This is a genomic window from Gibbsiella quercinecans (genome assembly GCF_002291425.1).
Taxonomy (GTDB): Bacteria; Pseudomonadota; Gammaproteobacteria; order Enterobacterales; family Enterobacteriaceae; genus Gibbsiella; species Gibbsiella quercinecans.
Map to the genome: position 1 here is coordinate 4,243,678 of NZ_CP014136.1, position 20,664 is coordinate 4,264,341.

A 20,664-nucleotide genomic window follows, 5' to 3' on the forward strand; every position below is an offset into this window, starting at 1 on the left:
CCTAATAGTAGGCCCATTCTCATGACGGGGATCTGGCGAGGAGGGTAATGACAAACAGACCGCCAATGCCTGCTGTGATAATGCCGATGGGCAGTTCCTGCGGAGCCAGGAGCGTCCGGCTGACAATGTCTCCGCCACACAGCAGAACCGCGCCCCATACGCCGCACAGTGGCAGCAACAGCAGATGTTTAACGCCCGAAAAATGCCGACACACATGAGGCACCATAAGGCCGACGAAACCAATCACACCGGTTAACGCCACCAGAAAAGACGTTGCCAGCGCGCAACAGAGAAAAATCTCCATTCGCAGGCGGCTGACGTTAATCCCCAGCGACAGCGCGGTTTGTTCTCCGGCCAGCACACCATCCAGCGAACGCCACCGCAACAGGACAAAGGCGTTCAGCAGAACCAGGCTGAACATGGCGAAGGGCAGATTATCCCAGGTGGCTAACCCCAGACCACCCAGCGACCAGAACAACACGGCGCTGGCCGCCCGCTGATCGCCGGAAAAAATGAGATAGCTGGTCAGCGCCCCGAACAAAAAAGAGATGGCAAGCCCGCAGAGAACCAGATGCTCTGCCCCACGTTGCTTTTTAAAATGAAACAGCAACATCACTGCGATGGCGGAACAGACACCACCAACAAATGCCGATACGGGAAGCGTTAATGCACCGAGCCGATCGCCAAAGCGGGTGATCACCAGTACCGCCCCCGCTGACGCGCCGGATGACAGCCCAAACAAAAAAGGGTCGGCCAGATCATTACGGGTGGTGGTCTGTAACAACGCACCCACCATCGCCAGCCCCGCCCCAGTCAGCACCGCAAGTAGCGTCCTCGGCACACGTAAATCCGTCACAATCCTGCTGACCATGTCAGACACCGGCACGTCCGCCAGCCTTAGCGCCCCCAGCACCTGCATCAGCGGCAGTGATACCGTACCGGTGGCAATACTGAGCAACATCAGCCCCAGCAATACCACTATTGCACTCCACATCGCCCAGTGATAACGAGACAACGCAGACATTACTTTGCCGCCAGCGGATACATTGCCCGCGCTAGTTTTTCCACGGCGTTAACGTTGGCCGGCCCCGGCGTCAGTTCGGCATACTGTAGTTTCAGGTAACGCTGATGCTGTACCGCCGGTGTCAGTTTCATTAACGGATGATTTTCCAGGAAGCGGCGCAGCGCATCCGCGCCACTGCCAGTCTGATAATCCAGCAGGATGATGAAATCCGGTTCAGCCGCAGCCACATTTTCCCAGGAGGTGGTTCCCCAACTGGTATCCAGCGCCTCCATTGCATTTTTACCACCTGCAGCTTCAATAATGGCCGTGGGCATCGCATATTTGCCGCTGGTAAATGGCTTGTCCTCGCCTGAATCATAGACAAAGACGTTTAACGGACGTGTTCCTTGCGCCGGTTTGGGGAGTTCGCTCAGCGTCCTTTTCCAGCCATTCACCAGTGCCTGTGCTTCATCTCGTTTGCCAAAAATCTTGCCCAGCGTCAGTACATCGTTATACAGCAGATCCATCGTGGCTTTATGTTTGTGTGCCGCGGTGAACACGCAGCTCTCACTCAGCACAAATGTCCTGATGCCATATTTGCTGAGTGTGTCTGGCGTCACTTCACCGCCCACTTTCATACCGTAATTCCAGCCGGCAAAAAAGAAGTCAGGCTCTGCCGCCAGTAATGTTTCCAGGGTGGGATACTTCGGCGCCAGTTCCGGGATTGTGCCCATCGCCTGTTTAAATTCTGGCGTCATCTTGTACCAGCCACTGATCCCGGTCAGCCCGACGATACGATCCTGCAAATGCAGCGCGAACGCCATTTCTGACAGATTGAGATCGTTAATAATGGCCCTTTTCGGGGGGGCAGTGAACGTTACCGGCGTTCCACAACTTTCAATAGTGACAGGAAAATCAGCAGCACTGGCGACTGAAACTGACATCACCGCCATCAAGCTAACAAGCAGTTTTTTCATCATGGGCTCTTAGAAATTAATTTACGCGCAGTGCGGCACTTCAAAAATACGCAACGCTTTCCCTGTGCCGGGATGCGCTACGGTAAAACTGGTCAACCCAAAGACGGGATAAAGATATTCGGATACCAGTACCCGTTCCGGGGTGTCATAGATCACTGACCGTCCCTGCGACAAGAGAAGTACCCGGTCAGCAAAGGATTCCGTCAGTGACAGATCGTGCAGTACCGCCACTACCGTGATCCCCTTACTTTTCACCAGAGAAAGCAGTTCCACCCGCCCAGGGGGATCAAGATGATTGGTGGGTTCATCAAGTAACACCAGGTTTGGTGTCTGGGCCAGTACCCGTGCCAGCGCCGCCCGTTGTCTTTCGCCACCGGAAAGCGCCGACAGTGACCGCCTGCATAACCGCTGCAATCCGGTTTCTTTAATGGCCCGGGTTACAATCGCATCATGCACACTGCGCGGTACATCCCGCGCATGAGGAATACGCCCGAGTGCCACATAGTCCTCAAGGGTCAGCCGCATATCGGGCATATCATTTTGCGCCAGGACAGCAATCTGTCTGGCCCGCTGCTGGCGGGACAACGCAGACAGAGAACGGCCCAGCAGCCGAATTTCGCCTTTCAGGGATGTTAGTTCCTGACTGATCGCCCGCAGTAAAGAGGTTTTACCGCTGCCGTTAGGCCCGATAACGGCCATACATTCTCCGGCTCTGGCCTCAAAACGAATGGCTGAAAGCAACTCCCCGCCACCAGGCCGCGCCAGAGACTGGATATTGACGCTGAGAACACTTTCCGCAGTAGCCAAATCATCTTTGGCTATCAGGCTATTTAAGGTGTTGCGCTTCACATTGTTCCTTCTTGATTTCCGTATTCACTCCATTGATCTTTTCTCCACGGTGACCGGCCAACTGCAGCAATTTGACCGTTCCGTCGGCATAACCTGCAGTCAGATATTCCCCCTCTGGATGCCAGCACAGGGCGCTTACTGCTTCGTTTTCCACCAGAATCGCCAACTGCCGACGGCTTGCCGCATCATAAAGAAACAGGCTACCGTCCTCCGCACCGCTGGCAATCCATTTGCTGACGGGGCTGAATGAAAGCGCCGTTATCGTTCCCTGATGTACCGGCAGGTAGTCGGGCTCTGTGCCTTCTGGCCCCTGACCACTGCAATCCCAGATCAGTATCTCCTCGCCACCACTGGTCGCAAACAACTGACCATCATGGCTCCAGCAGAGATGGCGAACCTTTGCGTTGTAGCCACTCATCTGGCACGATTTTTCGGCGGATTTTGCCCATAACTGCACGATACCTTCCTGGCTGCCCGCGGCTATCCACACACCATCCGGACTGGCGGCCAGACTGAGTAGTGATCCCTTCCAGAAATAATTCCGCACAGGCTCTGCTTTGCCTGGATGCCAGTGGCTGACCTGACCGTAACATGATGTCAGCAGGCTGCCATCCGGCATCCATTCAAGCCCTGTCAGCGTACTGCCCACGGGTTCAAACGCCTGTTGCAGCGAGCCCCGTTCATTCCACAGTTTGAGTTCCTTACCGGCGATGCTGGCTAGCACACCATCAGATGACCATGCCAGTTTTTCCACCCAGCCGCGGCCCGCTTGCCAGCATCCCGATGGCTCTCCGGTCACCGGCTCCCATATCACGATATGGTCGTCCTGGCCTCCGCTGGCCAGTCTCTGCCCGTCCGGCGACCAGGCCAGTGCCGTCGTACCTAATCCATGTGCCGAATGCCGCCATAGCAAACGCCCGTCATCGCCGGAGTACACCGCAACTCCACCGTCTGCGCTGGCACAGGCCATGAGCCGCCCCGTCGGTGACCAAACTAACAGGTTGATATAGTCATGTTCGTGAGCAATCCACACTGGAACTAACTGTTGTCGGGGGTCCGCGCTACCTGTCATGCCCGACATGCCTGCACCCCACGAATTAGCATCTGGCGGTCTAGATTGCGGCCGATAAAGACCAGCTCGCTACGCCGCGGTTCACCGGCTTTCCAGTCACGATCAACGTCGACATCCATCAGCATATGCACCCCCTGGAAAACCACCCGCTGGTTTTTCCCTGCCAGATTCAGGATCCCCTTGGAACGGAAGATGTCCTGCCCCTGCGATGACAACAGCAAACGTAACCAGTTGTTTAATTTATATTCCGACAGCGCGCCTTCCACGGTAATACCGACGGACGTGACTTCCTCGTCATGGCTATGTGCTGCGCTGAAAGCACGGGATATGACAGGCTTTTGCGCCACGCCATTGCGGTACAGTGCGAGATCAAATTCGTCAGGCAGGTGTTCGGTCACCAGTGCATAGTCCCCCTCTTCGGGGAGCGTCAGTTTGATCGTCTGAGTGCCGGTTTCCGGCACCTGCAGCGAAACCACCCGGTGCGATGGCGCCAGTGCTTCATCCACTTCATCCCGTAGGCTGCTACGGGCAAATGCCTTATCCGCCTGCTCGATAAGCTGCGTAAAGGCCTCCTCATCACGGCCTGGTACGGCAGTGAACAGGGCGCCAATCAACGGATCAGGGCCAGTGGCATAATGCAGTTCGGCCTCGCCTGGCGGCAGATGCCAGACACCTGCCCACTCGAAAGGATATTCTGGATCCAGGAACTGCGGGCGCTCCTGCAATACACGCTGCAAATCAAACCCACCGATGTCCAGAACCGTTGGGATATCCACATCTGCATTAACGGTGCGATGGAGACGCGCCAGAGCATTCATGCCGCGCAGGCGCGTCTCCAGCTCGTCGAGTTCAGCGGGCGTGACCAGATCGGCCTTGTTCAGCAGGAGTACATCGGCAAAGGCAATCTGCTCACGAAGTTCGCTGCTGTCGTCCAGATGTAACCCGGCATGTCTGGCATCCACCACCGTGATAATGCCGTCAAGACGCAGGGCGGCGCTGATTTCATCATCAATGAAAAAGGTCTGTGAAACGGGCCCGGGGTTTGCCATCCCGGTGGTTTCTATCAGGATACGGTCAAACTTATCGCGGCGTCGCATCAGTCGGTTCAGGATACGGATCAGATCGCCCCGCACCGTGCAGCAGATGCAACCATTGTTCATCTCGAAAACTTCTTCATCGGCATTGATGACCAGCGCATCGTCGATACCGATTTCACCAAACTCATTCTCTATCACGGCCACACGTAAGCCGTGCTGCTGGCTGAGAATATGGTTCAGCAACGTAGTTTTACCTGATCCCAGAAAACCGGTCAGAACGGTAACGGGAATACGATTATCTGTGTTCATACTCCGCCTTCCTTATCCTTTTCACTTGATTTTGATATGTTATAACATAACGAATAGCGATCAAGCTAATCTGTATGCTTTAGACCAGAGAAAAGGGGGGCAACAAGGCTATTTTCTTTGCTTCGTCCGGTAATCTGGGGGGCTTCCCCAGCGCAGGGAAGGGCGCATACAGACGAAAAAAAAACCGTATCCTGTTGCCAGTGATACGGTTTCCTTACTTCCCCGGATTCCTAAGGTATCCCTGGAAGATGAATGGGGGGGGGGTGCTGGATAATGCGCGTTGCTCGCCCTTCGGGCTATCGCCGCAGGTGGCTCCGTAGTTCGAACGTTGGGTTCAGCGCATAGCAAAAAAGCGCCTTTAGGGCGCTTTTTTACATTGGTGGGTCGTGCAGGATTCGAACCTGCGACCAATTGATTAAAAGTCAACTGCTCTACCAACTGAGCTAACGACCCGCAGAAGTGGTGGGTGATGACGGGCTCGAACCGCCGACCCCCTCCGTGTAAAGGAGATGCTCTACCAACTGAGCTAATCACCCACTTCAGGGCTTCCGGGTTTGCATGAGTTATGATGGTGGGTGATGACGGGCTCGAACCGCCGACCCCCTCCGTGTAAAGGAGATGCTCTACCAACTGAGCTAATCACCCTCATACTCAATGCTTAACAAGATGGTGGGCGATGACGGGCTCGAACCGCCGACCCCCTCCGTGTAAAGGAGATGCTCTACCAACTGAGCTAATCGCCCCGTCTTGTTGGAGTCGCATTATAGGGATAGTTCAATGTGAGTCAACGCTTTTTAAAATGATTTCAACCGTTCGCCGCAAATTTAGACAGGCTGCGAACTTTATCGCCGGCGGCGCCGATTATTTGCACTTTAACGGCGTAATCACGCCGGAATTTAGATGAAATTCCGGCGGGCAACCTTGCGTCGGCGTTGAGGAATTGCCCCGTGGTGGTACAATGTTGCCCACTTTTTTCAATTCCGAGCATGTGTCGGCATCCGTCGGCGCGCATTGCGTAATAAGGCAAGTGATCCCAATGAAAATCAAAACCCGTTTTGCACCTAGCCCAACCGGCTACCTGCACGTCGGTGGCGCCCGTACCGCGCTTTACTCCTGGTTATACAGCCGCCACGCGGGTGGCGAGTTTGTGCTGCGCATTGAAGATACCGATCTGGAGCGCTCAACCCAGGATGCCATCGATGCGATTATGGATGGCATGAACTGGTTGAACCTGGATTGGGACGAAGGCCCGTATTACCAGACCAAACGCTTCGATCGTTATAACTCGGTGATCGATCAAATGCTGGAGCAGGGCACGGCCTACCGCTGCTACTGCTCTAAAGAGCGGCTGGAAGCGCTGCGCGAGCAGCAGATGGCCAACGGCGAAAAGCCGCGTTACGACGGCCGCTGCCGCGACGGCCAGTGCACTCACAACGCTGATGAGCCGCATGTGGTGCGCTTCCGTAACCCGCAGGAAGGCTCGGTTATCTTTAACGACAAAATCCGTGGCCCGATCGAATTCAGCAACCAGGAGCTGGACGATCTGATCATCCGCCGCACCGACGGTTCGCCAACCTATAACTTCTGTGTGGTGGTGGACGACTGGGATATGGAAATCACCCATGTGATCCGCGGCGAAGACCATATCAACAACACCCCGCGCCAGATCAACATCCTGAAAGCGCTGGGCGCGCCGGTGCCGGAATACGCCCACGTTTCCATGATCCTGGGTGACGACGGTAAAAAGCTCTCCAAGCGCCACGGCGCGGTTGGGGTGATGCAGTACCGTGACGACGGCTACCTGCCGGAGGCGCTGCTGAACTATCTGGTTCGCCTGGGCTGGTCCTACGGCGATCAGGAAATTTTCTCTATTGAAGAAATGAAAGCGTTTTTCACGCTGGAAGCCATCAGCAAATCAGCCAGCGCTTTCAATACGGAAAAGCTGCAGTGGCTGAACCACCACTACATTAACCACCTGCCGGCGGAACAGGTTGCCGTGCACCTGGCGTGGCACGTTGAGCAACTGGGGATCGACACCCGCAATGGTCCGGAGCTGAAGGATATCGTCAAGCTGCTGGGCGAACGTTGTAAAACCCTGAAGGAAATGGCCGCTTCCTGCGTTTATTTCTATCAGGATTTCACTGAATTCGACGCCGATGCGGCGAAGAAACACCTGCGCCCGGTTGCGCTCCAACCGCTGGAAGTGGTGCGCGCCAAGCTGGCGGCGATCGCCGATTGGTCGCCGGAGAACGTGCATAACGCCATTCAGGGCACCGCCGATGAGCTGGGCGTGGGGATGGGCAAGGTCGGCATGCCGCTGCGCGTAGCGGTAACCGGCGCAGGCCAGTCGCCGGGCGTGGACGTGACCGTGCATGCCGTTGGCCAGGCGCGTTCACTACAGCGTATTGACCTGGCACTGGCCTTTATAGCGGCGCGCGAAGCGCAAGCCTGATAGCCAGTGGTTGTGCCACAAGCCCTGCGGCGCCATCCGCGGGGTTTTTTTATGCCTGTCGGGCAGTCCTTGCGGCCATTATCTGCCCTAAAAACGGCTTTGCAGGGCCAAAAAAGCCGCTGTGGAAGACGCCATAATTTCTGATAAATATCAGCCGGTTTTCAAAAATAAGTGGCGCGTTTAGTTTTCAAATTACTGAACTGATTTTTTGTATTCTGCTATTTTTTAATCCCCGCCATCTATCGCACTATTTTCCTACTAATCGGGCCGGTAATGACCGGCAACAGTTGATGTGGGAGACAGCAACGATGGAAAACCAATATCACCAACCTCAGAACGGCAACGAAATGCCGCGTTTTGCCGGGCGTGCAACCATGATGCGCCTGCCTTATTGCAGCGGGCCGCAGGGCCTGGACGCCGCGTTTGTCGGTATTCCGCTGGATCTGGGCACTTCCCAGCGTGCGGGCACACGTTACGGGCCGCGCCATATTCGCAGCGAATCGGTCATGATTCGCCCTTATAACATGGCCACCGGCGCCGCGCCGTTCGATTCCCTGCAAGTGGGGGACCTGGGGGATGTGCCGATCAATACCTATAGCCTGCTGAAGTCGGTGGATATCATCGAAGACTACTACACCGAGCTTAACAAATGGCCGCTGATCCCGCTGACGCTGGGCGGTGACCATACCATCACTTTACCGATCCTACGCGCCCTGGCGAAAAAGCATGGCCCGGTTGGCTTGATTCACGTCGATGCCCACACTGACACCAATGATGAGATGTTTGGCGAGAAGATCGCCCACGGCACCACCTTCCGCCGGGCCGTTGAAGAAGGGCTGCTGGATTGCAAACGCGTGGTGCAGATTGGCCAGCGCGCGCAGGGATACACCAGTGAAGACTTTCAGTGGGGCGTCGATCAGGGCTTCCGTCTGATCCCGGTTGAACAGTGTTGGTACCAAAGCATGACGCCGTTGATGGCGGATATACGCGCCCAGATGGGCGACGGCCCGGTATACCTTTCCTACGATATCGACAGCCTGGATCCCGCCTGGGCGCCCGGCACCGGCACGCCGGAAGTTGGGGGCTTGACCTCAATACAGGGGTTGGAAATTGTGCGCGGCTGCCGGGGGCTGCAACTGGTGGGCTGCGATCTGGTGGAAGTGTCGCCGCCGTATGATATCAGCGGCATGACCGCCCAGATGGGGGCCAATCTGCTCTATGAAATGCTTTGTGTGCTGCCGGGCGTGGTGCAGCGATGAGCCAGGTTAATGAGGTACAGGCCGCGGCGCAGCGCCTGGTGGCGGCATTTGCCCGTAACGACACGCCGGCTTATTTTGCCGCCTTCACCGAAGACGCCACCTTTATCCTGCACACCCTGGAAGCGCCGTTGCTGAGCCGCACCGCCTATTTGGCGCAGTGGACGGCCTGGCAAAACGCGGGCTTCAGCGTGCTGAGCTGCGTTTCCAGCAACGCACACGTGCAGGTGCATGGGGATGCGGCGGTATTCCATCATAACGTCGCTACCCGGATCAGGATTGCTGGGCAGGAGAGCCTGTTGAACGAGATTGAAACCATTGTGTTCAGGCGCACGCCGCAGGGCTGGCTGGCCTGCCACGAGCACCTGTCGGCCTGCAACTGAAATAACGGCGCAGCCCCTGAAGCAAGCAGAGGTAATTATGTCACAGTCAACCATGTCCATCGAAACCTTCGGGGTCGAGCAAATACCTGACGATCGGCGTGACGCCACGCCGTTGGATCTTTTCCGCCTGACCTTTGGCGGCGCCAATACCTTTGCTACCTCGGTGCTTGGCAGTTTTCCTATCCTATTCGGGCTGTCTTTCCAGGCCGGCCTGATGGCTATCCTGATCGGCGTCGTGGTGGGGGCGCTGATCCTGGCGCCGATGGGGGTGTTTGGTGCGATTAACGGCACCAACAATGCGGTGTCTTCCGGCGCCCACTTTGGTGTTCACGGGCGCATCGTGGGCTCTTTTTTGTCGCTGCTGACGGCGGTGGCGTTTTTTTCGCTCTCGGTCTGGAGTTCGGGCGATGCCCTGATCGGCGGCGCCCGCCGCCTGTTGGGCGTGCCCGAAAATGATGTGTCGCTTGGCCTGGCCTACGGCGTTTTTGCCGTGCTGGTGCTAACGGTGTGTATCTATGGCTTTCGCTTTATGCTGTGGGTCAACAAAATCGCCGTCTTCGCTTCCAGCCTGATGTTCCTGCTGGGGTGCTTTGCCTTCAGCGGCACCTTTGATTCCGGCTTTAGCGGCAGCGTGGCGTTGGGTGCGCCAGGCTTCTGGGCCGCGTTTATCGGCGCGGTACTGCTGACCATGAGCAACCCGATTTCATTCGGCGCTTTTCTGGGGGATTGGTCGCGCTATATCCCGCGTAGCACCCCCAAGACACGGATTATGGGGGCGGTGTTTGCCGCGCAGTTGGCCACGCTGATCCCGTTCCTGTTTGGGCTGTGCTCCGCCACGGTGGTGGCCACCCACGCGCCGCAGTATCTGGCGGATAACAACTACGTTGGCGGGCTGCTGGCGGTCTCACCTGCCTGGTATTTTCTGCCGGTCTGCCTGATCGCGATCATCGGCGGCATGTCCACCGGCACCACCGCGCTTTACGGCACCGGGCTTGATATGTCCAGCATGTTCCCCCGTTTGCTTAGCCGCGTGCGGGCGACGCTGCTGATCGGCGTGGCCGCCATTCTGTTTATTTTTATCGGCCGTTTTGCCTTTAACCTGGTGCAGAGCGTTTCCACCTTCGCCGTGCTGATCGTTACCTGCACCACGCCGTGGATGGTGATCATGATTATCGGGCTGGTTGAGCGCCGCGGTTTCTACCACGCGGACGATCTGCAGGTCTTCACCCGTGGTCAGCGCGGTGGGCGTTATTGGTTTCACCATGGCTGGAACTGGCGTGGGCTTGGCGCCTGGATCCCCAGCGCGGGGATAGGGCTGTGCCTGGTCAATATTCCCGGGCAATTCGTCGGCCCGCTGGGCGAGCTGGCCGGGGGGATTGATATCAGCCTGCCGGTGACGCTGGGCTTGGCGGCGCTGGCCTATCTCGTCTTATTGCGTATCTTCCCGGAGCCGGCGGCGGTTTACCGCACAGCGCGCTATGCGCCACAGGCCAGCCTGAATAACCCGGAAATTACGGAGCTGTTGCCATGACTTATCCTCTCTATGTGAACGGCGAATGGCGCCAGGGCCGTGGGCCGACCATCACGGTATTCGAACCGGCGCAGGGCCGGCCATTGGCCGAGGTTTCCAGTGCGTCAACGGAGGATATTGATAACGCAGTGCGCGCCGCCCGTGCGGCGCTCCCGGCCTGGCGGCAAACGCCGGCCGCCGAGCGTGCGCGCCTGTTGCGTGGCTTTGCCGAGCAGCTTGGCCAGCGCCAGGCCGCGCTGGTTGAGCTGCAGATGCGCAATAACGGCAAGCCGCGCCATGAAGCACAGGTGGACATTGATGATGCCATCGCGACCTTTGCTTACTATGCCGGCCTGACTGAAACGCTGGACGCGCGCCAGAACGCCGGCGTTGAACTGCCGGCACCTGGCTTTACGGCACGTCTGCGCTACGAGGCGCTGGGCGTGGTTGGCCTGGTGGTGCCCTGGAATTTCCCGTTGGTGACCAGCGCCTGGAAAATCGCGCCGGCGCTGGCCGCCGGCTGCACCGTGGTGTTGAAAACCTCCGAAATCGCACCGCTGGCCGAACTGGAATATGGCGTCATCGCCCATGAGCTTGGCCTGCCGCCCGGCGTGTTGAATATCCTCAGCGGTGATGGCAACGCCGGCCAAGCGCTGTGCCAGCATCCCGGCATCGACAAACTGTCATTTACCGGCAGCACCGCCACCGGCAGTGCGGTGATGCACGCTGCGGCGCAGCGTTGCCTGCCGGTAACGCTGGAATTGGGCGGCAAGTCGCCCATCGTGGTGTTCGACGATTGCGATCTGCCGCAGGCCGTGGAATGGATCGTCGCCGGCATCTGTTGGAATGCCGGGCAAATGTGCTCGGCCACCTCGCGGCTGCTGGTGCAGGAGGGGATTGCCGATGCGTTATATGCCCGGTTGGCGGCGGCGTTGCAGGCGCTGCGGGTTGGCGATCCCCACACTGATGACGTCGAAATGGGGCCGATGGTCAGCGAGCGGCAATGGAACACGGTGCAGGCGTATTTTTCCGTTGCGCGCGATGAGCAACTGCAGTGCCTGGCGGGTGGGGAAGCGCTGCCGCCGCCCGGCTGGTTTATTGCCCCGACGTTCTACGCCGACGTGCCGGCGCACAGCCGGTTGTGGCGGGAGGAAATTTTCGGGCCGGTGATTTGCGCGCGGCGCTTTAGCGACGAAGCCGACGCCATCCGCCAGGCCAACGACTGCGACTATGGGCTGGTGGCCACCGTGGTTAGCGGCGACACGGCGCGTGCCGAGCGGGTGGCTGATGCGCTGGATGTGGGGCATGTGTGGATTAACTCGCCGCAGGCGGTGTTTGTCGAAACCTCATGGGGCGGCACCAAGGGCAGCGGTATCGGCCGTGAACTGGGGCCCTGGGGGCTGGCCGCCTATCAATCCGTCAAGCACGTCACCAGCAAAAAACTGGGCGGCTGAATGCCGCCGACACTCTCAGCCGCAGGCGGCGCATTTGTGATTAAATGCCCTGATTTGGCGGCTTTTTCAGCGCTTGAAGGTGGAATTCAATTTAGCCGTTGACATGGTTTATCGGGTTTCATATCATGCGCCCCGTTCACAGCACAAAGTGATTGTGGAACGGGGCTATAGCTCAGCTGGGAGAGCGCTTGCATGGCATGCAAGAGGTCGACGGTTCGATCCCGTCTAGCTCCACCAACCTTTCTTCTCAGGCAGGGTTGGTTGATACCGTAAACACCGGTTAATGTGTACCACATCTGTGGGGCTATAGCTCAGCTGGGAGAGCGCTTGCATGGCATGCAAGAGGTCAGCGGTTCGATCCCGCTTAGCTCCACCAAAATTTAGAAAGCCGGCCTGGGTATTAGCGCCGTTCATTCACTCAAGCAAGACTTGATGCTGAACGGGAAATCAGGCGGGACATAAGCACCGAATGAGTCTCTCTTCGGTGCTTTTTTCATTTTATCAACGCCAACACACGGCAGCGCGCATTAACCGTTGTTTCCGCGCCCGCCTTGGCAACCCCACAAGCGCCTTCTACCGCGTGCGGAAACAGCACCCAGCCAGCGTATGGCTGTGCTTCGTTCCGCTCAGCCCACCCGCCACTGTCACCTTTTCCGCCATATCCACCCGATAAAAATCCAATAAATCATCTATTTTTCAAATAATTAAATAGTTCTCCATTCTGGTATGAATTCTGCAAAGCCAGGGGTGTTATTCGCTTTTCCCGATAACCATAAGGAGAAAAAGATGGAATCACCCTCTCTGTATTCTGCGGCGCTATTTAACGGAGAAAATGCCGGCTTTCTTGACCAACAATACCGGCGCTGGCTCGATGCCCCGGAACAGTTCGCGGAAGACTGGCAGCAACTCTTTGCACAAACTGAAAGCGCCAATCCCCTTGGCAGTAACGCGGCCGCGCAACAACCTGTTTGCGCATCGGCGCTGAAAAAACAGATAGCCGTTACTCTGCTCACGCAGGCGATCCGTCACAAAGGCCACCTGCACGCACGTCTCGATCCGCTTGGGCTGCAGCCTGTCCCGCAAATCCGGCAGCTCAATCCGCAAAGTTGGGGGCTGGAAGCCGCGGATATGCAGCAAGCCTTTGATGCCACCTTTGGCGGCCAACAGGCCAGCATGCCGCTGCATCAGATCCTTTCCCTGTATCAAACGGCCTGGTGCGGCACCACCGGTTACGAAGTGATGCATCTGGAAGATGCCGGTGAAATTGATTGGCTGATGAGCCGGATAGAACAATCGGCTCCCGCCGCGGCCACGGCGCCCGAGAAACTGGCGCGCCTGGAACTTCTCACCCGTGCTGAAGCCCTTGAGCGTTACCTGCACACCCGTTATGTCGGGCAAAAGCGCTTCTCGCTGGAAGGCGGCGAAAGCACCATTCCGGCTATTCACGCCCTGATCGCGCAGCTAAGCCGCCTGGGAGTGGAGGAATTGGTGATCGGTATGGCGCACCGTGGGCGGCTGAACGTCCTGGTTAACGTGATGGGTAAATCTCCCGCTCTGCTGTACGCCGAATTTGAAGGCAAGCAGCCGCAGTTGCCCGGCTCCGGGGATGTTAAATACCATCTCGGTTACGCCAGAAATATTGAAACGGCGCACGGCGCCATGCACCTGTCGCTGGCCTGTAACCCCTCGCACCTGGAGATCGTCAACCCGGTGGTGCAGGGCCAGGTTCGGGCCCGCCAGGATCGGCGCAGCGACGCCGCTCGCCAACAGGTTGCCGCGCTGTTGATCCACGGCGACTCCGCGTTGGGTGGGCTGGGCGTCAACCAGACCACCTTCACCCTGGCCGCCACCCGCGGTTACACCACCGGGGGCACGGTACATCTGGTGATCAACAACCAGATCGGCTTTACCACCTCCCAGCCGCAGGATATGCGCTCATTCCGCTACTGTACCGATATCGCCAAAGGCGCCGGCATGCCGGTGCTGCACGTCAACGGCGATGACGTGGATGCGGTTTGCCGGGCTATGAACCTGGCGGCGGAGTGGCGTCAGACCTTCCATAAAGATATCGCCATCGATCTGGTGTGTTTCCGCAGACACGGCCATAACGAAAGCGACGAGCCACGCCTGACGCAGCCGCAGATGTACCAGGCCGTCGATAGCCATCCCGGCGTGCGCAGCCGCTATGCCGATAAACTGGTTCAGCAGGGCGTGCTAAGCCAGCAACAGGCCGTGGAGATGGTGGCGGCGGCCCGGGAATGGCTGGATAACCCCGCCGCGGAAAACCGCCAGCAGGATACCAGCCACCGCTGGGACACGTTCGATCAGCATGGCTGGCGCCCGATTACTGGCACTCAGGTATCCCGTGAACGGATCGCCGGTTGGGGCGACACGCTGTCTTGCGTACCGCCTGGATTCACCGTGCACCCCACCGTCAAACGCCAACTGGCGCAGCGCAGGGCGATGTCCCTGGGCGACCAGCCGGTAGACTGGGGCATGGCGGAAGCGTTGGCGTGGGCCTCCCTAGTTGAAGAAGGCTACCGGGTTCGCCTCTCCGGTGAAGATGCCGGCCGCGGCACCTTTAGCCATCGCCATGCGGTGTTGCACGATCAGCAGCAGGCCGGCAGCTACATCCCGCTGCAACACATCAGCCCCCAACAGGCGGCCTTTGAGGTGATTGATTCCGTGCTCAATGAAGAGGCGCTGCTGGCCTGGGAATACGGCTACTCCACCAGCGCCCCAGACGCGTTGACTATCTGGGAAGCCCAGTTTGGCGATTTCGCCAATGGCGCTCAGGTCGCCATCGACCAGTTCGTCTGTTCCGGCGAAACCAAATGGCAGCGCTACAGCGGGCTGACCATCATACTGCCTCACGGCTACGACGGGCAGGGGCCGGAGCACTCGTCCGCGCGCCCGGAACGCTGGCTCCAACTGTGTGCGGAAAACAACATGCAGGTGGTGATGCCCAGCGAATCCAGCCAGATGTTCCATCTGCTGCGCGGCCAGGTTATACGCCCGATGCGCAAACCGCTGATTATTTTGATGAGCAAGCGTTTGTTGCGCGCCAAAGCCGCAATGAGTGAGCTCGCCCGTTTCACCGACGATAGCTTCCGCCCGGTGATTGGCGATCCGCTCAACCTGCCGGCAAAACAGATCCGGCAGGTGATCCTTTGCAGCGGCCAGGTGTATTACGACGCATTGGATGCCCGCCAGCAGCGCGGCCTGGATGACAGCGTCGCCATTATCCGCCTCGAACAGATCTATCCGTTCCCGACCGAAGCGCTTGCCGCCTTGCTGGCGCCGTTACGCCACTGCCAGCATTGGGTATGGCTACAGGAAGAGCCGGAAAACCAGGGCGCCTGGCGGCAGATTCATCATCACTTGGTCGCGCTCTCCCTGGGCGGCCGCTGGCGCTATGCGGGCCGCCCGGCCGCCGCTGCACCGGCCACAGGCTATGGCGCAGTACATCGCCAGCAAATCACCGACTTCCTCAACGACGCGTTTGTCCCAGGCATGCAGGAAGTGGAGAAAAAAATAACTGCGGGAGCAGAACAATGATTGAAATTACCGCCCCACAACTTCCTGAATCCGTTGCCGAAGGTACCCTGACCCGCTGGTGTAAGCAGCCCGGAGAGGCAGTTAAGCGTGATGAAGTGCTGGCTGAACTGGAGACTGACAAAGTGATCCTTGAGATCCCGGCCCCACAGGACGGCATCCTTAGCGATATTGTCTGCCCGGAGGAGGCCACCGTGGCATCCGGCCAGTTGCTGGCCCATCTGCAGCCGCAGACGGCCGCTGCCGCCGTGGCGGCTGATGTGGCCCCGGCGCCTGCTGCCCCCGAACCGGCACCGTCGGCCGCGCCGCCGGTGATGCCGGCAGCGCGTCAGGAAGCGCTGCGCCAGGGCATTGCGCCGGAACAGGTGGCCGGCAGCGGCAACGGCGGCCGGGTATTAAAAGAAGACGTGGCGCGCGCCGCCGCAGCGGTAAACAGGTCAGCCAGCGCGCCCGCGCCGGTGGCAGTGGAAGCCCCCGTGGCGCGTGGCGTGCGCCGTGAGCCGATGTCCCGGCTACGCGCCCGCGTGGCGGAACGGTTGCTCGCCTCCCAGCGCGAAAACGCCATCCTGACCACCTTCAACGAAGTGAATATGCAGCCAGTGATGGCGCTGCGCCAACGCTGGAAAGAGCGCTTCGCCGAAAAACACGGCGTAAAACTGGGGTTTATGTCGTTCTTCGTGAAGGCCGCCACGTATGCTCTGCGTGAATTTCCCATTCTCAACGCCAGCGTCGATGGGCAGGAGATTATCTGGCACGACTATTGTGACGTCGGCATTGCCGTCAGCAGCCTCCGCGGGCTGGTGGTGCCGGTACTGCGCGACACTCAGCACATGTCGATTGCCGATATTGAGCGCCAGATTGCTGATTACGCCACCCTGGCCCGCACCGGCAAACTGCCTCTTGAAGCGCTGCAGGGCGGTACCTTTTCAGTCACCAACGGCGGTACGTTCGGCTCAATGATGTCCACGCCGATCATTAACCCGCCGCAGTCCGCCATTTTGGGCATGCACGCCATCACCCCGCGCGCCGTTGTGGAGAACGACGCCATTGTGATTCGGCCCATGATGTATCTGGCCCTAAGCTACGACCACCGCATTATCGACGGACAGGAAGCGGTACAGGCGCTGGTATTGATACGTCGGCTGCTGGAAGCGCCGGAACGTTTTTTACTGGATCTTTAAAAGGAAATCACCATGAGTACCCTTTACGATGTGGCGGTCATCGGCGCCGGCCCTGGCGGCTATGTGGCGGCAATTCGCGCCGCTCAGCATGGGCTGAAGGTCGCCTGTATTGATGATTACGCCAGCCCACAGGGGGAGCCATCCCCAGGTGGCACCTGTCTGAACGTGGGCTGTATTCCTTCCAAAGCGTTGCTCCAGTCTTCCGAACTGTACCATGCGCTACAGCATGAAGGCGCCGCCCACGGCATCAGCGTGAGCGGAGCGAAGCTGGATGTAGCGGCCATGTTGGCGCGTAAAAATGCCATTGTAACCCGGTTGACCCAGGGCATCCGCCTGCTATTCGAACGCAACAGCATCGCGTTTTTTCACGGCCGCGCCACACCGCAGCGCAGCCAGGACGGCGTCTGGCAGCTTTCTCTCAGCCAGCCGACGGCACCGCAAACCCTACAGGCCAGGCACGTCATACTGGCGATGGGCTCGCGGCCGCGGGCGCTGCCCGGCGTCGTGGTGGACAATGTCAGTATTCTCGACAACGCCGGCGCGCTGGCGCTTAAAAGCTGCCCGGCGCGGCTCGGCGTAATCGGCGCCGGCGTGATTGGCCTGGAGCTGGGGTCCGTCTGGCAGCGGCTGGGGGCGCAGGTCACGCTGCTGGAGATGGCCGACGTTTTCCTGCCGGCGCTGGAGAAACGCCTTTCCGGCGAAGTGCGCAAAGCGCTGACCGCCGGCGGCATGGCTATGGAATTCGGCGTTGCCCTGCAGCGCGTCGAGAAGCGCGGTAAAGCCCTGGTTCTCCACTGGCAACAGGGGGGCGAAGACCACCAAACCACCGTTGATAAGCTGATCGTTGCCGTCGGGCGCGAGCCCAATAGCGGCGAACTGGATACCGAGGCGCTGGGACTGACCAAAGATGCGCGCGGCGGGATCGCCGTGGACGAGCTGTGCCGCACCGGGCAACCGGGCCTGTGGGCGATAGGCGATCTGGTTCGCGGCCCGATGCTGGCGCACAAGGCGATGCATGAAGGCATTCAGGTGGCCGACGCCATCGCCGGGCAACCGGTGGTGCCGATCGATCTGTCCGCGATTCCCGCGGTGATTTATACCGATCCGGAAGTGGCCTGGGTGGGCATAACCCAGCTGGCGGACGGGATCAAAAAAGGCAGCGCGCCTTTCGGCGCCAACGGCCGGGCGCTGGCGCTGGGGCGGGATAGCGGTCGCTGCACGCTGTATGTGCGGGAAGACACCGATCGGCTGGTCGGCGCCGCGATTATTGGCCCCCAGGCTTCAGAGCTGATCAACGAGATCACGATGGCTATGACATTCCAGGCCTCGGCGGAGGATCTCTCACTGACGATGCACGCGCACCCCACGCTCAGCGAAGTGCTGCACGAGGCTGCGCTGGCGGCGGATAAACGCGCCATTCATGGCTAACACCTTAATGCACCAGGAGAAACAGGAATGAATCTTCATGAGTACCAGGCCAAGGGCCTGCTTGCCAACGCGGGCCTTCCCGTGCCGCGGGAAGTCTTTATCAGCGACGCCAGCCAGCTTGCGCAGGCCTGGCAACAGGTTGCCCATGGCGACAAGGGCGCGGTGGTGAAAGCGCAAATTCACGCCGGCGGCCGCGGCAAGGCCGGCGGGGTTAAAGTCTTCCGTGATGTGCAGGAAGCGCAAAACTTTGCCGGAGGGCTTATTGGCTCTCATCTGGTCACTTACCAGAGCGGGCCGCAGGGGCAGTACGTGAGCGGCGTATTGGTGGGGGAAAATATCTACCCGGTGCGCCAGGAGCTGTATTTCGGCATGGTGGTGGATCGCGAAAGCCAGAGGACCACGATTATCGTCAGCCCGGAAGGCGGCGTGGAGATTGAACAGGTCGCCCGGGAAACGCCGGGGAAAATCGGCAAAGTGCACGTCGATCCGCTAACCGGCGTACAACCTTGCCATATCCGCCAACTGCTGGCCGTGCTACAGCTGGAAAAAGCCCAGTGGGCCGCCTTCAGCCGCCTGGTGGAGGATGCTTGGCGCGCATTTCACGCCTGCGATTTCGCCCTGCTGGAAATCAACCCGCTGGTGATCCGCGAGAACGGCGAACTGATGTGCGCCGATGCCAAAGTTTCGCTGGACGATAACGCCCTGTACCGCCACCCGGAACTGGACGCGCTGCGTGATGAAACTCAGGAAGATCCCCGGGAACGCCAGGCCGCGGAGCTGGAGCTTAACTACGTTTCGCTGGGCGGCAATATTGGCTGCATGGTGAACGGCGCCGGGCTGGCAATGGCCACCATGGATATCATCAAACTCTACGGCGCCGAGCCGGCTAATTTCCTCGACGTCGGCGGCGGCGCTACCCAGGAACGGGTTACCGAAGCCTTCCGCTTGATCTGCTCGGACGCCCGGGTGAAGGGCATTCTGGTCAATATTTTTGGCGGCATCGTGCGTTGCGACATGATCGCCAACGCGATTATTCATGCTCTGGAACAGGAACGCGTCACGCTGCCGGTCGTGGTGCGGCTTTCTGGCAATAACGCGGCCATCGGGCAGCAACTGTTGGCTGACAGCGGTTTGCCGGTACAGGCCGCCAGTGCGTTGGATGAAGCGGCGCGGCTCATTATTGAACAGCTGAATCAGGAGGTGGCATGAGTATTTTAGTTAACCAACAAACGCGGGTTTTGGTTCAGGGGTTCACCGGCAAGAACGGGACTTTCCACTCAGAGCAGGCTATCGCCTATGGCACGCAGATTGTCGGCGGCGTCACGCCGGGCAAGGGCGGGCAGTACCATCTGGAACGGCCGGTGTTCAACAGTATGAAGGCCGCGATGGCGGCCACGGAGGCCGACGCCAGCGTTATTTATGTGCCGGCGCCGTTTGTGTTCGATTCGATTGTGGAAGCCGTAGAGGCCGGCGTGAAGCTGATCGTGGTGATCACGGAAGGCGTGCCGACTCTGGATATGCTGCGCGCCCAGCGCCTGCTGGATTGCTACCCGGATGTGCGCCTGATCGGGCCGAACTGCCCCGGCATCATTACGCCGGGCGCCTGCAAAATCGGCATTATGCCCGGAAATATCCATCGGCCGGGGCGTATCGGTATCGTCTCCCGTTCCGGCACCCTGACCTACGAAGCGGTGGCGCAGACCACCGCCCTGGGCATGGGGCAGTCTACCTGTATCGGCATCGGCGGCGATCCGATTCCCGGCACCAACTTCATTGACGCGCTGCGTCTGTTTGAGGATGACCCGGATACCGATGCGGTAATTATGATCGGCGAAATCGGCGGCAACGCCGAAGAGCGGGCGGCAGAGTTCATTCGCCATGAGATGACCAAGCCGGTGGTCAGCTACATTGCCGGCGTCACGGCGCCGAAGGGCAAACGGATGGGCCACGCCGGCGCGATCATCTCCGGCGGCAGCGGCGGCGCGGAAGATAAATTCCGCGCCTTTGAGCGCGCCGGCATCGCCTGGACGCGCAATCCGGCGCAGATTGGCAGCACGCTGGGGGCTATTTTAGCCGGCAAATAAGCGCCAACGGGCGCACGTTCTACCCAAAGGGCCAACATTCCGTTTTGGCCCTTTGTTTTTTCTGGCGAAAACGCGGCGGCGTTTGGTTTGCAACGCGGTGATAGCGGGCACAGG

16 protein-coding genes and 6 tRNA genes are annotated in these 20,664 nt (G+C 59.1%); 12 read left to right on the top strand and 10 right to left on the bottom strand.

Annotated features, from left to right (window positions below; genetic code table 11):
• Nucleotides 1–19: 19 nt before the first annotated feature.
• From ACN28Q_RS19420 to ACN28Q_RS19465, 10 genes are all read right to left on the bottom strand, one after another.
• Nucleotides 20–1,024: a FecCD family ABC transporter permease gene (locus tag ACN28Q_RS19420; protein WP_095847846.1), complete on the bottom strand. Its 1,005-nt coding sequence runs from the start codon at nucleotides 1,022–1,024 to the stop codon at nucleotides 20–22.
• Nucleotides 1,024–1,980, bottom strand: coding sequence for an ABC transporter substrate-binding protein (locus tag ACN28Q_RS19425; protein ID WP_095847847.1), 957 nt, complete (start codon nucleotides 1,978–1,980; stop codon nucleotides 1,024–1,026). The genes ACN28Q_RS19420 and ACN28Q_RS19425 overlap by 1 nt, the downstream gene beginning before the upstream one ends.
• A gap of 21 nt (nucleotides 1,981–2,001) precedes the next feature.
• A complete protein-coding gene (locus tag ACN28Q_RS19430; RefSeq protein WP_095847848.1) occupies nucleotides 2,002–2,829 on the bottom strand; it encodes an ABC transporter ATP-binding protein in 828 nt (275 codons plus the stop codon).
• Nucleotides 2,807–3,910, bottom strand: coding sequence for a WD40 repeat domain-containing protein (locus tag ACN28Q_RS19435; RefSeq protein ID WP_095847849.1), 1,104 nt, complete (start codon nucleotides 3,908–3,910; stop codon nucleotides 2,807–2,809). Before ACN28Q_RS19435 ends, ACN28Q_RS19430 begins: the two co-directional genes overlap by 23 nt.
• On the bottom strand, nucleotides 3,898–5,247 hold the full coding sequence (locus tag ACN28Q_RS19440; RefSeq protein ID WP_095847850.1) for a CobW family GTP-binding protein: 1,350 nt from the start codon (nucleotides 5,245–5,247) through the stop codon (nucleotides 3,898–3,900). Before ACN28Q_RS19440 ends, ACN28Q_RS19435 begins: the two co-directional genes overlap by 13 nt.
• 377 nt (nucleotides 5,248–5,624) lie before the next feature.
• Nucleotides 5,625–5,700, bottom strand: a tRNA-Lys gene (locus ACN28Q_RS19445).
• A gap of 7 nt (nucleotides 5,701–5,707) precedes the next feature.
• A tRNA-Val gene (locus ACN28Q_RS19450) sits at nucleotides 5,708–5,783 on the bottom strand.
• Between the two features lie 33 nt (nucleotides 5,784–5,816).
• Nucleotides 5,817–5,892, bottom strand: a tRNA-Val gene (locus ACN28Q_RS19455).
• A 22-nt stretch (nucleotides 5,893–5,914) separates the two neighbouring features.
• Nucleotides 5,915–5,990: transfer RNA gene (locus tag ACN28Q_RS19460), tRNA-Val, on the bottom strand.
• A gap of 62 nt (nucleotides 5,991–6,052) precedes the next feature.
• Nucleotides 6,053–6,235: a hypothetical protein gene (locus ACN28Q_RS19465; protein ID WP_095847851.1), complete on the bottom strand. Its 183-nt coding sequence runs from the start codon at nucleotides 6,233–6,235 to the stop codon at nucleotides 6,053–6,055.
• Between the two features lie 48 nt (nucleotides 6,236–6,283).
• On the opposite strand from ACN28Q_RS19465, the gene gltX reads away from it, so the two are divergent.
• The 12 genes from gltX to sucD all read left to right on the top strand — a co-directional run bounded on the left by gltX (nucleotide 6,284) and on the right by sucD (nucleotide 20,550).
• Nucleotides 6,284–7,699, top strand: coding sequence for a glutamate--tRNA ligase (gene gltX, locus ACN28Q_RS19470; protein ID WP_095847852.1), 1,416 nt, complete (start codon nucleotides 6,284–6,286; stop codon nucleotides 7,697–7,699).
• Nucleotides 7,700–8,007: 308 nt separating this feature from the next.
• Entirely contained in the window at nucleotides 8,008–8,958 is a 951-nt protein-coding gene (gene speB / locus ACN28Q_RS19475) for an agmatinase (RefSeq protein ID WP_095847853.1), read from the top strand.
• Nucleotides 8,955–9,338 (top strand): YybH family protein, encoded by a 384-nt coding sequence (locus tag ACN28Q_RS19480; RefSeq protein ID WP_095847854.1) that lies wholly within the window; start codon nucleotides 8,955–8,957, stop codon nucleotides 9,336–9,338. The genes speB and ACN28Q_RS19480 overlap by 4 nt, the downstream gene beginning before the upstream one ends.
• A 37-nt stretch (nucleotides 9,339–9,375) precedes the next feature.
• On the top strand, nucleotides 9,376–10,869 hold the full coding sequence (locus ACN28Q_RS19485) for a purine-cytosine permease family protein (RefSeq protein WP_095847855.1): 1,494 nt from the start codon (nucleotides 9,376–9,378) through the stop codon (nucleotides 10,867–10,869).
• Nucleotides 10,866–12,302, top strand: coding sequence for an aldehyde dehydrogenase family protein (locus ACN28Q_RS19490; protein ID WP_095847856.1), 1,437 nt, complete (start codon nucleotides 10,866–10,868; stop codon nucleotides 12,300–12,302). Before ACN28Q_RS19485 ends, ACN28Q_RS19490 begins: the two co-directional genes overlap by 4 nt.
• A gap of 161 nt (nucleotides 12,303–12,463) precedes the next feature.
• Nucleotides 12,464–12,539 (top strand) — tRNA-Ala (locus ACN28Q_RS19495).
• 63 nt (nucleotides 12,540–12,602) lie between these two features.
• A tRNA-Ala gene (locus ACN28Q_RS19500) sits at nucleotides 12,603–12,678 on the top strand.
• Between the two features lie 410 nt (nucleotides 12,679–13,088).
• Nucleotides 13,089–15,860, top strand: a complete 2,772-nt coding sequence (locus ACN28Q_RS19505) for a 2-oxoglutarate dehydrogenase E1 component (protein WP_230469425.1) — start codon at nucleotides 13,089–13,091, stop codon at nucleotides 15,858–15,860.
• On the top strand, nucleotides 15,857–17,038 hold the full coding sequence (odhB, locus tag ACN28Q_RS19510) for a 2-oxoglutarate dehydrogenase complex dihydrolipoyllysine-residue succinyltransferase (RefSeq protein WP_095847858.1): 1,182 nt from the start codon (nucleotides 15,857–15,859) through the stop codon (nucleotides 17,036–17,038). The genes ACN28Q_RS19505 and odhB overlap by 4 nt, the downstream gene beginning before the upstream one ends.
• A gap of 12 nt (nucleotides 17,039–17,050) precedes the next feature.
• Complete coding sequence (gene lpdA, locus ACN28Q_RS19515) at nucleotides 17,051–18,466, top strand: dihydrolipoyl dehydrogenase (RefSeq protein ID WP_095847859.1); 1,416 nt, start codon at nucleotides 17,051–17,053, stop codon at nucleotides 18,464–18,466.
• 27 nt (nucleotides 18,467–18,493) lie between these two features.
• Nucleotides 18,494–19,675, top strand: coding sequence for an ADP-forming succinate--CoA ligase subunit beta (gene sucC / locus ACN28Q_RS19520; RefSeq protein WP_095847860.1), 1,182 nt, complete (start codon nucleotides 18,494–18,496; stop codon nucleotides 19,673–19,675).
• Nucleotides 19,672–20,550 (top strand): succinate--CoA ligase subunit alpha, encoded by an 879-nt coding sequence (gene sucD, locus ACN28Q_RS19525; protein ID WP_095847861.1) that lies wholly within the window; start codon nucleotides 19,672–19,674, stop codon nucleotides 20,548–20,550. The genes sucC and sucD overlap by 4 nt, the downstream gene beginning before the upstream one ends.
• The last annotated feature ends 114 nt before the right edge of the window (nucleotides 20,551–20,664 follow it).